The 13,071-nt window shown below is 52.4% G+C and carries 10 protein-coding genes; 6 read left to right on the plus strand and 4 right to left on the minus strand.

All coding sequences use genetic code 11. The features are described 5' to 3' along the window. Nucleotides 1–33 precede the first annotated feature (33 nt). The gene (locus tag AC1RVX_RS03455) at nucleotides 34–534 is read right to left on the minus strand and encodes a winged helix-turn-helix transcriptional regulator (protein ID WP_493215189.1); all 501 of its coding nucleotides are present in this window, start codon (nucleotides 532–534) and stop codon (nucleotides 34–36) included. A gap of 65 nt (nucleotides 535–599) precedes the next feature. Here AC1RVX_RS03455 and AC1RVX_RS03460 point away from each other — a divergent pair, with 65 nt between their 5' ends. After that, nucleotides 600–1,088 (plus strand): nuclear transport factor 2 family protein, encoded by a 489-nt coding sequence (locus tag AC1RVX_RS03460; protein WP_493215190.1) that lies wholly within the window; start codon nucleotides 600–602, stop codon nucleotides 1,086–1,088. A gap of 159 nt (nucleotides 1,089–1,247) precedes the next feature. Here the strand turns inward: AC1RVX_RS03460 and AC1RVX_RS03465 are convergent, their stop codons facing one another. Beyond that, a complete protein-coding gene (locus tag AC1RVX_RS03465) occupies nucleotides 1,248–1,475 on the minus strand; it encodes a hypothetical protein (protein WP_493215191.1) in 228 nt (75 codons plus the stop codon). A gap of 169 nt (nucleotides 1,476–1,644) precedes the next feature. On the opposite strand from AC1RVX_RS03465, the gene chrA reads away from it, so the two are divergent. From chrA to AC1RVX_RS03485, 4 genes are all read left to right on the plus strand, one after another. After that, entirely contained in the window at nucleotides 1,645–3,018 is a 1,374-nt protein-coding gene (gene chrA, locus AC1RVX_RS03470; RefSeq protein ID WP_493215192.1) for a chromate efflux transporter, read from the plus strand. Nucleotides 3,019–3,150: 132 nt separating this feature from the next. Next, entirely contained in the window at nucleotides 3,151–3,885 is a 735-nt protein-coding gene (gene imuA, locus AC1RVX_RS03475) for a translesion DNA synthesis-associated protein ImuA (protein WP_493215193.1), read from the plus strand. Between the two features lie 7 nt (nucleotides 3,886–3,892). Continuing rightward, a complete protein-coding gene (locus AC1RVX_RS03480) occupies nucleotides 3,893–5,371 on the plus strand; it encodes a Y-family DNA polymerase (protein WP_493215194.1) in 1,479 nt (492 codons plus the stop codon). A gap of 5 nt (nucleotides 5,372–5,376) precedes the next feature. Further along, on the plus strand, nucleotides 5,377–8,571 hold the full coding sequence (locus AC1RVX_RS03485; protein WP_493215195.1) for an error-prone DNA polymerase: 3,195 nt from the start codon (nucleotides 5,377–5,379) through the stop codon (nucleotides 8,569–8,571). 75 nt (nucleotides 8,572–8,646) lie between these two features. Here the strand turns inward: AC1RVX_RS03485 and AC1RVX_RS03490 are convergent, their stop codons facing one another. Further along, the gene (locus AC1RVX_RS03490) at nucleotides 8,647–9,546 is read right to left on the minus strand and encodes a DMT family transporter (protein ID WP_493215196.1); all 900 of its coding nucleotides are present in this window, start codon (nucleotides 9,544–9,546) and stop codon (nucleotides 8,647–8,649) included. A gap of 151 nt (nucleotides 9,547–9,697) precedes the next feature. Between AC1RVX_RS03490 and gcvA the strand changes: the two genes are divergently transcribed. Beyond that, nucleotides 9,698–10,636 carry a transcriptional regulator GcvA gene (gene gcvA / locus AC1RVX_RS03495; protein WP_493215197.1) on the plus strand — a complete coding sequence of 313 codons (939 nt, stop codon included), beginning with the start codon at nucleotides 9,698–9,700 and terminating at the stop codon, nucleotides 10,634–10,636. Nucleotides 10,637–10,940: 304 nt separating this feature from the next. Here gcvA and AC1RVX_RS03500 read toward each other — a convergent pair whose 3' ends face one another. After that, nucleotides 10,941–13,058 carry a TonB-dependent receptor gene (locus AC1RVX_RS03500; RefSeq protein ID WP_493215198.1) on the minus strand — a complete coding sequence of 706 codons (2,118 nt, stop codon included), beginning with the start codon at nucleotides 13,056–13,058 and terminating at the stop codon, nucleotides 10,941–10,943. Nucleotides 13,059–13,071 lie beyond the last annotated feature (13 nt).

The following is a 13,071-nucleotide window of genomic DNA, read 5'->3' on the forward strand; positions in this document are numbered from 1 at the left end:
CTGACGTTTATTTTGACCAAGCCGATATCGGCCTTATTTTTGTCGACCTATAACCTGCCCTATCAGCGCTGCACCAGCACTTTCGCGACCACCTGGTCCGGGTTCAAACCGCAAATCATCAACATGCAAGACCTCTCCACATACGGCACAGGCAGGTATGACACTGGTGAGATGTGTGCACGTCTTATGCCGTATCAGCAAAGGTTGTTGCCCTTTGGGAGTACGCCATTTGTCTCCCCAGGCAGTCAAAGCCAGCAATACCGGATATAAATCACGACCCTGAGGTGTCAGCGTATAACGCCAGACCCGTTTATCGTTAACATCCGTCTGACGTTCAACTATCCCCTGCTTCAGCAAGTGCTTCAGGCGGGCAGTTAACACATTGGATGCAACGCCAAGATTGCGCTGGATTTCATCAAAACGCTCGAATCCAAGAAACAGATCGCGCAAAATCAATAATGTCCACCACTCGCCTATAACTTCCAGACTACGTGCAATGGAGCAAGAAAAATCGGCAAAAGAACTTCTTTCCATAATTTAGCTTGCTTGAAGCAAGTTAATTGTTTACATTACTTGCATTATGCCAGTGAAAGTTTGCCATGTATGCCTATATTGTAGAAAGAAAACTGCGCAAGATCTTTGCCGCTATCAGCGCCGGTGATGTAACACCCATGATTGATGGCCTCGCAGACAATTTTGTTTATCGATTTGAAGGAGACTCCCCCATTTCCGGCCTGCGAAACTCGCCAGCCACGATGCGGCTGTGGTGGGAACGTCTGTACCGTCTGTTTCCTGGCTTGCGCTTTGAAGTAAGAGAAGTTGCCGTCCTTGGCCCGCCATGGAATACCCGCATTCATGTGGTGCTGGACTTTATCGTTCCCCACCAACCGAATGGGCCTTACCAGAATATCGTGATGCAGTTCATGCGTATGCAGTGGGGAAAAGTCAGCTACATTCATACTTTGGAAGATACCCAGCGTTGCAGTCGCTACCTGTCGTGGAGTGCAGGTCAAGGATGTCAGGAAGCTTTGGTCGCCCCCATCACCGATCTTGCCTGGCCCGGGCCGGGGCCTTTTTTGCAGGGCTGAAAGTACGGCTACAAATCAGCGCGCATCAAACAAAGCACATTCTGGATGCTGCAGAAAACCCCGGCTTTGTTCACAGGCAGTAAACGCTTGTGATTGACATCATATTGACATTCATTTTCAGTAAAATTGTGCCATAGCGCTGGATATAAGTTGATGCGATTACCAATGTGCTCTTGACAGTATCACCAGCCATTTGCGGAACAACAGAATTTCCAGATGGCCTGCCTGCACGCCGGTGCTGCAATCCATCATGGGGTTAACATAGTAAGAACGCTGACGAAAATCCCGGCAGACAAATATTTCACGACGGCCCAGACGCATCAAAAAGGAAGTCGGTGCAAATTGCAGACTAAAACGTGTGTCAAAAGACTGTTCAAGGTTTGCCATAATAGTTAATCTCCATGTCGGTTACGAATGATAGAAGGACAGTAAGCAGATCATTACGCAGCGTTGTTCGTCCATGAACGAACTTTAACATAAAATACTGTATATGCAATCAGTATTTATTTTAATGTCGTTTTCTGACCTCATCTATAGACAAGCAAAAATATAAAGAATGACGCTACCTCCTATGACACAATCCAGCGCGCCTTCTCTGGAGCAAGTCACACCACCAACCTCAATCAGTTTTGGGAAAGCCTTAGTTTTTTGGTTAAAACTGGGTTTCATCAGCTTTGGCGGCCCTGCCGGGCAAATTGCCATCATGCATCAGGAACTGGTGGAAAACCGCCGCTGGATTTCAGAACGGCGCTTTTTGCATGCGCTTAATTACTGTATGGTCCTGCCTGGGCCAGAAGCGCAGCAGCTTGCTACCTATATAGGCTGGCTGATGCATAAAACCCGTGGTGGCATTGTTGCTGGCGCATTATTTGTGCTGCCCTCCCTGCTGATACTGATTGCTCTGTCATGGCTCTATATCGCCTATGGCGATCTGAGCCTGGTAGCAGGTCTGTTCTATGGCATCAAACCGGCAATCACAGCGATTGTGGTACAAGCCGCACACCGCATAGGTTCTCGTGCGCTTAAAAACAATTACTTATGGGGTATTGCCGCCGCTTCTTTCATGGCAATTTTTGCTCTGGATATCCCTTTCCCAGTCATCATTATGCTGGCGGCATTGACTGGTTATATAGGTGGCAAGCTGGCACCGGAACATTTCAAGACCGGCGGTGGCCACGGCAATGCCAACACCTCCTATGGTCCGGCGCTGATTGATGATGACACGCCCACACCCGCGCATGCGCGGTTTAGCTGGGGCCGGTTATTCTGGGTACTGATCACAGGCATGGCATTGTGGGCCATTCCCATGGGCTTGCTGACAGCAAACTATGGATGGAACCATACACTGACGCAAATGGGCTGGTTTTTTACCAAGGCAGCCTTGTTGACGTTTGGCGGTGCCTATGCAGTACTGCCTTATGTCTATCAGGGTGCCGTCACTGGTTATGGCTGGCTGACGCCGACCCAGATGATAGATGGCCTGGCACTGGGTGAAACCACACCCGGTCCACTGATCATGGTGGTGGCCTTTGTGGGTTTTGTCGGTGGCTATGTGAAAGCCGTATTCGGCCCAGACTCGCTATTCCTGGCTGGTGCAGTCGCTGCCGCGCTGGTAACCTGGTTTACCTTCCTGCCCTCGTTCCTGTTCATCCTGGCTGGTGGGCCGCTGGTGGAAACCACTCATGGCGATATCAATTTCACAGCCCCTCTGACGGCAATTACAGCTGCCGTGGTAGGTGTGATTTTGAATCTGGCCTTGTTTTTTGCTTATCACGTGATCTGGCCCCAGGGATTTACCGGCACGCTGGACTGGATATCTGCCCTGATCGCCATCGCTGCCGCCATTGCCTTGCTGCGTTTCAAACGGAATGTAATACATGTCATAGGTGCATGTGCAGTCATTGGGCTTATCGTCAAGACACTACTTTGACGGGTATCAGCAGAAACTTATAAGGCAGCAAGTCGACGATAAAGCTGCAACAGTCCCAAATAAGCGGCGAGTTTGTGTTTGAACTTTCAGGCAGAATTACATATACTGTATATTTATACAGTATAATCTACCATGCCCAGTCTTTCCCCACTTGTCGCCGAAGGTATACATCCCGCATTGTGGCGTGCCTCACAGTTGGCGCGTGGTCATGGTGCTTATCTGGATACCGGTTTTCCTGAATTGCGCCTTGAATTACCCGGTGGTGGCTGGCCTTTGGGGCAGTTAACGGAAATTCTATTGCCCACTGCCGGCATTGCTGAACTGACGCTATTAAAACCGGCGCTGAATCAATTGCAGGGTCGCCCCATTGTCTTGCTGACACCGCCTTATACACCGCAGGCACTGGCATTGTCCTGCGCCCATTTAGAAACCTCGCAGTTGATCTGGATCACTTGCAACAAGCAGTCCAATGCATTCTGGGCAGCTGAACAGGTGTTACGCAACGGCAGTTGCGGTGCCCTGCTGTTCTGGCAATCGCAGGTACGCAGTGAAACACTGCGTCGCCTGCATCTGGCGGCCCAAAGTTCAGATACCTTTTTTTGCCTGATGCGCAGCATGCAAATGGCACCGCTGCCCTCACCGGCGCCATTGCGACTAAGTCTGCGGCCTGTCGTCGGCGGGCTGGAACTGGCAATGATCAAGCGCCGTGGTGGTTTGCGTGATCGCCCGCTGACTCTGCGTATAGCAGCCCATCATTATTTGTACTCACATGCCCATACTAACAAAGAAAACATTACGGCAGACAGGCACGCTGGCGCAACGTCCGCCACTTTGGCTCGCCGTACACCTGCCCATGCTCCAGCTTGAAGTGTTTGTGAAACACTGGCCTGGAGTCGAAGAAACCATGCCCAGTGCAGTGCTTCAGCAGGGTCGGGTCAGTGCAGTCTCGAAGTCAGCCCGGCAGGCTGGTGTCTACCCGGGCATGCGCACGGGTGGTGCACAGATGTTGTTGCCTGATATTCGCTGCTTTCAGCGTGACATCCAGCAAGAGCAACTAGATTTGCTGGCCAGTGCCACCGCTTTACTACAGTACTCGCCCCAGGTGACATTGGCAGAAGACGATAGCATTCTCATCGATATCAGCGCCAGCCTGAGTTTGTTTGGCGGCATCCGCGCCTTGCGCAAGCGTATTCAGGTCACCATGCAGGCCCTGGGCCTGACGGCAAACACAGGCATAGCCCCTGTGGCCAGGGCCGCATGGCTTTTTGCCAGGCTGGCTGCACAGAAAAAGCGCGTGGGCAAGCATGTGCTGGGCAGTAAAAAGCTAGCCCAACATCTGGACCGATTGCCCGTTGGCCTGCTGGCAGCAGCACAGGATTCGCTGGAATTATTACAGGGCATAGCCTGCCACAGTCTGCAAGATTTGCGGCAACTACCGCGACCTGGCCTGCAAAGGCGCTGTGGCAAAGCCATCCTGCATGAACTCGATGCTGCCTACGGCGAACAAACTGAACTGCATCAATGGCATGTCGCACCGCCCGAATTCAAGGCCAAGGTGGAATTGCCCGACCGTATCGAGCAGGCGGATGCCCTGCTGATGTATGCCCGCAGCCTGCTGACCCAGTTGCTGGGCTGGCTGACGGTACAGCACCTGGCAGTCAGTCATATCCATCTGGAGTTATTGCATGAACGGGGGCGCCAGGCCATTCCCCCTACCCTGTTTGATCTGAAGCTGGGACAAGCCTGCTGGCAAGAATCACATTTGCTCAGCCTGTTCAAAGAAAGACTGACACAGTTAAAACTGCACAGTGCCGTCATCGCCATCGTGCTGGAGGTCAAACAGACTACCCCACGCGAACTGCAGAGTGAAACTCTGTTTCCCGAACCCGGTGGCAAGGCAGAAGATCATCAGCGATTGCTGGAATTACTGGTTGCCCGTCTGGGTGAAAATGCCGTATTAAGAGCCCAGCCACAAGCCGACCACAGACCAGATGTGGCCAATGCCTGGGTGTCGGTGATGAAACCGGCCACGAAAAAAACCACTGCCAATACGGCACCAGTTATCAGCACGGTTACCAACATAGGTACAGCAGCCAATTTGCGCCCGGACTGGTTGCTCCCCAAAGCTTTGCCGCTGGAAATTCGCAATCACCGCCCTTATTACGAATCAGAACTGACACTGATTTCACCAGCAGAACGGATAGAAGCAGGCTGGTGGCATGAACAGATACAGGCACGTGATTATTTTGTCGCCATAGATGCTAAAGCCGTGCGTTACTGGATTTATCGTGAACGCGCCATGGACCCGGACAGTGACAAGTCAGTCTGGTTTTTACATGGCGTATTTGGGTAATGGCCATGATAACCAGCAGCTTACTCCCTGCCTATGCCGAATTATTCTGCATGACGAATTTCAGTTTTTTGCAAGGGGCATCACATGGTGAAGAATTGGTGGCACGTGCCATCAGTCTGGATTACCAGGCACTGGCCATTACCGATGAATGTTCACTGGCTGGCGTAGCCCGCGCGCATACTGAAGCAAAGAAAAGTGGCTTCCCCCTGATCATAGGCAGCCATTTCATACTCAGCGATGAACAGAACGAAGGACAAACAGATGAAGTGCAGGCAGCAAAGACCGGGCTGCATCTGATCGCCCTGGCGAAAAACCGTGAAGGTTATGGCAATTTATGTGAATTGATCACGCTGGCACGTGGCCGCAGTAGCAAAGGCCATTACCTGCTGACCAGACAGGATTTCTCTACACCACCCGAAACATTGCGCCATCTGGCATCACTACCGGATTGTCTGCTGATATTGGTACCCGCCTATCCGGCAGAACCTGTTACCCTGGCCAGCCAAGCCAACTGGCTGGCACGCACCTTTCCCGGACGTGCCTGGATAGGCTTGAATCTGCTGACGCAAATGGCCGATTCCTATCAGCAGGAACAAGTGTACCTGGCCGCCGATCAACTAAAACTGCCTGTAGTGGCAATTGGTCAGGTCTGTATGCATGTGCGTTCACGCAAACCCTTGCAAGACACCATGACAGCCATACGCATAGGAAAGCCAGTAGCAGAATGTGGTTACGCCCTGGCGCTGAATGCAGAACAGCATTTGCGGTCCCGCTTGCGGCTGGCGAACATCTACCCGCGACAGGCGCTGGCCGAAACCATCAACATTGCCAATGCCTGTCATTTCTCGCTGAGTGAATTGCGTTATGAATATCCGGAAGAACTGATTCCTAAAGGGCATACACCCGCTACCTATCTTCGCGTGGCAGTGTACAAGGGTGCACAACTGCGTTACCCGCAAGGCTTGCCATCAGGGCTGGCAGACCAGATAGAAACTGAATTACACCTGATCAATGACCTGGCGTATGAAGCGTACTTCCTGACCGTGTATGACATCGTCAATTTCGCAAGAGATAGAAAAATCCTCTGTCAGGGGCGTGGCTCTGCCGCCAATTCCGTGGTCTGCTACTGCCTGCACATCACCGAAGTCAATCCGGAAACACATACCCTGCTGTTTGGTCGTTTTATTTCCAAAGAAAGAAATGAGCCGCCCGATATCGATGTCGATTTCGAGCACCAGCGCCGCGAAGAAGTCATGCAATACATCTATGCCAAATATGGCAGAAATCGCGCCGCACTGGCAGCCGCAGTCCATACTTACCGGCCCCGCGGCGCCTTGCGTGAAGTAGGAAAAGCGCTGGGAGTTGATCTGGATATTGTCGATGCCGTGGCCAAGTCGCATCGCTGGTTTGACAGCAAGCAGGAATTATTGAATCGCTTTGCAGAATGCGGGCTGGATGTCCAGTCCGTGCTGGCACAACAGTGGGCCACGCTGGCGACGCAGTTATTGGGCTTTCCGCGTCACCTGTCACAGCACAGCGGTGGCTTTGTGATTACCCGTGGCAAACTGTCGCGCCTGGTGCCGATAGAAAATGCCGCCATGGAAAACCGCAGCGTCATCCAGTGGGACAAGGATGACCTGGAATCATTAGGTTTGATGAAGGTGGATGTTCTGGCGCTGGGCATGCTGTCAGCCCTGAAGCGGGCACTGGACATGATGGCCAGTTTCCCAGGCAAACCAGCCAGCATGCAAGACATTCCCAGAGAAGACTCCGTTACCTATGACATGATCTGCAAGGCAGATACCATAGGTGTATTCCAGATTGAATCGCGGGCACAGATGAGCATGCTGCCACGCCTGCGGCCACGCAAATTTTATGACCTGGTGGTACAGGTGGCGATAGTACGGCCCGGACCAATACAGGGTGGCATGGTGCACCCTTATCTGCGCCGTCGCCAGGGCAAGGAAGCCATAGAAGAACACAAAAACCCGGCCATGCGTGCCGCCCTGAGCAGAACCCTGGGGGTACCGATTTTTCAGGAACAGGTGATGCAGATTGCCATGTTGGCCGCCGATTTTACTGCCGGTGAAGCCGACGGCCTGCGACGTGCCATGGCTGCATGGAAGCGCAAAGGCGGACTGGAAGGCTATCACGACAGAATCGTCAACACCATGGTCAAAAACAAGTACGACAAAGCCTTTGCCGAAGCCATTTTTGAACAGATGAAAGGGTTTGGCGAATATGGTTTTCCTGAAAGCCATTCATCCAGTTTTGCCATACTGGCCTATATCAGCAGTTGGATCAAATGTCACGAACCAGCCATCTTTCTGTGCTCACTGCTGAATTCACAACCCATGGGCTTTTATTCCCCATCACAATTGATACAGGATGCACGCCGCCATGATGTCAAAGTCAAAGCGGCGGATATCATGTACAGCAACTGGGATTCTTCGCTGGAAGAGCCCACAAACAATCGTTACACCAGTACCCCGCAGCCTGCTGTTCGCCTGGGTTTTTCCCTGCTGCAGGGCATGTCTGAAAGCACTGCCCTGCGCATACAGCAAGCCCGTCAGGAACAGGCTTTTACCGACATACAGGATCTTGCCAGACGGGCTGGATTGAACCGTCATGACCTGCATGTACTGGCCGCGGGCAATGCACTGATTTCCCTGAGTGGCCATCGCCGCCAGGCCTTGTGGGAAGCCGTCGGTGCCCTGCCAGACCGGGATTTGCTGCGCCCGACCAGCATACAGGAACAGACACCTGTGCTAAAAGCACCGACAGAAGCACAGGAAATCCGTAGCGACTACCATGCCATGGGCCTGAGCCTGCAACGCCATCCCGTCGCCCTGTTACGCCCGCAGTTACTGGAAAAACGCTTCCTGCCGGCCGAAATGCTCAATACCTTCCAGCAAGGGCAATTTGCCCGTGGTTGCGGCTTGGTGACAGTCAGGCAGCGGCCCGGCACGGCCAAAGGGGTACTGTTCATCACCATAGAAGATGAAACCGGGCCGGTGAATGTCATCATCTGGCCGTCACTGGTAGAAAAGCAAAGACGCGAAGTCTTGAACGCCCAATTGCTGGGTGTCTATGGTATCTGGCAATGCGAAGCCGAAGTCCGCCACCTGGTCGCCAAACGTCTGGTGGATATGTCACATCTGCTGGGACAATTGACAGTAGGTAGCAGAGATTTTTGTTGAAAGTCTTATCGATCTTTTTTTCCACGGCAATCAAAGCGCAATTTGTGACCGTGAAAGGATGGATTGCTTTGCGAATCATCTACAAGGTAACAGTCCTTCGCTTTTTGATGATTGGGTTCGAGTGAACGTGATAAATCCGGTCGCAACTCCTGTCCCAAGCAATACCAGACATCCGCCGATCAGCATATTGACACCGATGATTTCGTGCAAAAATGCTGCGCCCCATAACACGCCGAATACCGGCGCCAAAAACGTCACTGTCATGGCCTTGGAGGGGCCAATCCGGCTGATCAATTGAAACAGCAGGGCGAAGGCAATGCCCGTGCTGGCAACACCAAGCACTCCAACGCTTAACCAGGCATGTAAACCTGGCAACTTGCCAGGCCACATCCAGATTGCGAATGGCAACAACGTGAGAGCCGCACCCAACTGGCAACCGGTAGCGATCGCAATCGGGTCGATACCAGCAAGGTGTTTTTTGGAGTAATTAGCCCCCATGCCGAATGACAGTGCTGCGCCCACAGCAGCAGCGATGGCATCCGCATGGCCACCAAATCCCTTTTGCCATACCAGAACAACTACGCCAATCAAACTGACAAGCAACCCCAGTATCCGCGTCCAGCTTAATTTTTCACCCAGCCAGAAACAGGCAATCAAGGAGCCAAATAATGGTGTTGTCGCATTCATGATCGATCCTGTTCCTGCGCTTAGTGACATTAATGCGTACGCCAGCAAGGGAAACGGTATGGAGGCGTTGATGAGGCTGACCAGCAGTAGTGGGCCTGCATGAGTTTTGAGGGCCGCCAAGATTCCTCTCGTCCACAGGATGGGTAACAGGAATAAGGTAGCGATGACGACACGCATTTCTATCAGCGGTATTGGACCGAATGCGGGTACTGCTGTCCGCATGAATAGAAACGAGCCACCGAATAATGCGCCTACCAGCAATAAACTTACGCTGTCACGTGATTTCATGTTTTCCTCCTTTTTGCATGCATAAAATAGATGCATGTATGGGTTTGATTACTTGCTTAAAGCCTAATTATTGCTGGCAATGCAGGCATTTTGCGGTAGACTGAAGGTGGTGACAAACGACATTTCAGCAGTCAATGCATGCATTTTCAGAATGAATAAACAACTTCATAAACTTCCTTCCCTGGATTTGTTGCGCGGTTTTGAAGCAGCGGCGCGACATTTGAGTTTTACGCTTGCGGCGGAAGAATTGTGCGTAACGCAGTCGGCAGTAAGCCGGCAAGTGAAGGCGCTGGAAGAGCATCTTGGACAGGAACTGTTCCAACGAAGGCACCGGGCCTTGTTTCTCACCGACGCCGGGCAAATTCTGTATCGGAGTACTGCCGATATCTTGGCACAACTGGGCGATTCGCTGGAAAAAATACATGCCGTCCGCGAACCTAGAATTCTCGGAATTTCGACTACCGTATCTTTCGCTACGTTGTGGCTGATTCCCCGGCTAGGCAACTTTCGCGCTCGCCATCCGGGAATCGATGTGCGTGTTTCGGCGACATTCGAAGTCCAGGACCTCAAACGGGAGCGTCTCGATCTCGCCATTCGCTATATGCGCCCGAATATGGCGCAGGCGGGGGCGCAGAAATTATTCGGCGAAGAGGTTTTTGTCGTATGTAGCCATTCCTTGTGCAACGATCCCAAACGGCCATTGGCAAAGCCGGAAGACTTGCGTCACCATGTGTTGTTACACTATGAAGATGTCAGCGGACGCTGGCCCTGGTTTAGCTGGGCCAACTGGATGGAAATGATGGGAGTTGCCAATCTCAAACCACAGGGTGTTTTGCACTTCAATCAATACGATCAAATGATTCAGGCGGCGATCAGCGGGCAAGGTATTGCACTGGGGCGCAGTCCGCTAGTTGGGCAATTGATACAACAAGGAAGTTTGATTGCACCTTTTGGCGAAAAAGCGATTGTCTCGGGGGCTTATTTTATTTTATCTACGCCGGATGCCGAAAAACGCGAGGATCTACAACACTTCATTACGTGGCTGCGCGATGAAGCAAAGCTCAATGTGATGAATATCAACGCAATATGACTAGCTGAGTGTCGATTAGTATGCGCCAGGACATATTTCCAGAGTTTCAAATCAAAGGCTTTATTGAAGATTCAAATGCAAAATCATCCTTAAGTTTCACCAAAATCTTCACCATGGGGAACCTTGATCTTCATGTTCGTCAGGCTAATTGCACCCGCAATCGGCGGCACATCTGCTGGGACAATTGACAGTAGGCAGCAGAGATTTTTGTTAAGTCAGGTAAAGGTACACGGTTCCTGATCTACGTTGTATATACAGTGTGATATGTGGTGTGCCATCTTCGAGGCATGTTCAATCCTTCGCGTCACTCAATCTTTTTTACAAAGCCTACATAGATGCGCCGTGCGACGAAATGATCAAATCCAGTCTGACGGAATGTGCTCGTGTCCGTCCGGTAAGTGCGCTTGCTGCCATCGAAAACATCGTTGGCATTGAGCGTCAAACTTAGCGTCTTGGTTAGTTGGTGCTTCCAGGTCAGGTTGACACTGCTGGTTGGCCCATATTGGCCGAGTGGTGTTATTCCCGCTGACTGGCAATGGGCATCGAGCGACACATCGCTGTGTCCAAAGCTGTAAGCAGCCCGGAGATTCACATAGCCCGAGATACCATCCTGGCGCACCAGGCTATAGAGATCGGGCGTATACAGCATTACACGATAGACGCTGGCGTCTATGCCCAGACGCAGCTTTGCATCAGACGTCCAATCGAAAGAGCTTGTTACACCAGCTGAGCGAGCCTGACCACCATTCTGTTTCGAGGTAACAAGCACGTTGTCGGCATCAAAACTGCGTGCATCGGTCACCGTATCGCGGCTGGTACGGTAGAAGACACTAAGACTGCTGCTCAGATGCTGCACGTCCACATTGGTGCCAAGCTCCCATGAGTTCAGTATCTGCGGTTGGAGGCCGGGATTACCACGGCTCAGATTTTGCGCATCGACATAGGTGGTGTACGGATTAAGGTCGCGCGGATCGGGCCTTTGCAGACTGCGGCGAAAGCTGAACGTCAGATCAGCCTGGTCGCTGGCAGCATACTTAAGGTGAACGCTGGGATTGAATGCCTGCCAATGTCCTGTCTGCATGACACCCTTTGCCGGACTCACCCGAAGCGCCATGCGCTCGGCCCTTCCGCCCAACAGTACTTCCCATTTTTCGTGCGTGATCTTATCGGTCAGATAGGCGGCAGTCAGCGTCGTCTTCACGGCGTAGCCGTTGGTCGTATCAGGATTAGGTATTTCGGTACCTGTTGCAGGATCGACGGACGCCTGATAATTGTAAATGTCGTCAAGCTTGTCCTGAATATCCAGGCCCATGCCCCACTGACCATGTTCCGATGAGCGGCTCCAGTCGACGGAGGCCTGACTGAGGTGGCGCGCTGACCTCGTAGCACCATGACTGTAGCTGGTGTCGCGCACCGGTTCGACGAACACGTCGCTATAAGATTTGTCGATCAGACCGACCGTATCACTGTGCTGGAACATTGCCTTCAGCGCTGCCCCATTGTCCTGATGACTGTAACTCAAGCCGGCACTGTCGTCAGACTGCTGGTTGGGGCCGTAGGAGATACGGTGATAGATGGTCTCGGCAGCTCCTGCACGGCTCTCGTTGAGTACGTCGAACAGCGGACGCGAATGGCGATTATTGTATCGAGCCGACAGGCTAAGACTATCCGTGTCACTTAGCACATAATCGACACCCAAGGCCGCACTTTCGACAATGCGTCGGACGAACACCTCAGAAGTCTGTATGGTTTGCCCGCCTTGGCCACTGAGAAAATTATTCCACTCAACTGCTGACTGACGGAATTTCAGCGTGCCATCATGACGGAACGCCAGGTTGCCATGCACACTGATATCTTTTCCGGTCACGTCGCCTGACATACCGACATTCCAGAGTCCCTGGTCCGCGACACTTCCCTGTATCTGCGCGTGTGCGCCGGGCTTGCGGTTTCGCTTCAACACGATATTCAGGATCGCACCGCCATTGGCTTGATAGGCGGCGGACGGATTGGTGATGACTTCGATACTGGCAATGTCAGCACCACTCATGGTCTGTAGCGCCACCACCCGCTCATCACCGGACAGCATCGCCGTCGGCTTGCCGTCTATCAGGACCGTAACCTGGGTATTTCCCTTGACCGAGATTTGCCCGTCGGCTGTCACCGATACTTCAGGTGTAGCTTGCAATACGTCCTGGGCGGTACCGTTTGCTGCTCTCGACATGTTGGAAACGTCATAGACAGTCTTGTCGATCTTTTTGACGACGGACTCTTTCTTGCCTGTCACAGTCACCGTCGGGCTTGCTGGATCTTCGGCACGCGTTTCGACTGGCAGCACGACTAGCCCGAACAGGATCACGGAAAGTGTCGTCCTCAGCAGGTAAGAATCATGCACCAGTGCAGGTACGTCGCCCGGTAAGTTCATACCTTTCGAGGAC

It is taken from the genome of Undibacterium sp. GW821-FHT11B02 (genome assembly GCF_058808955.1).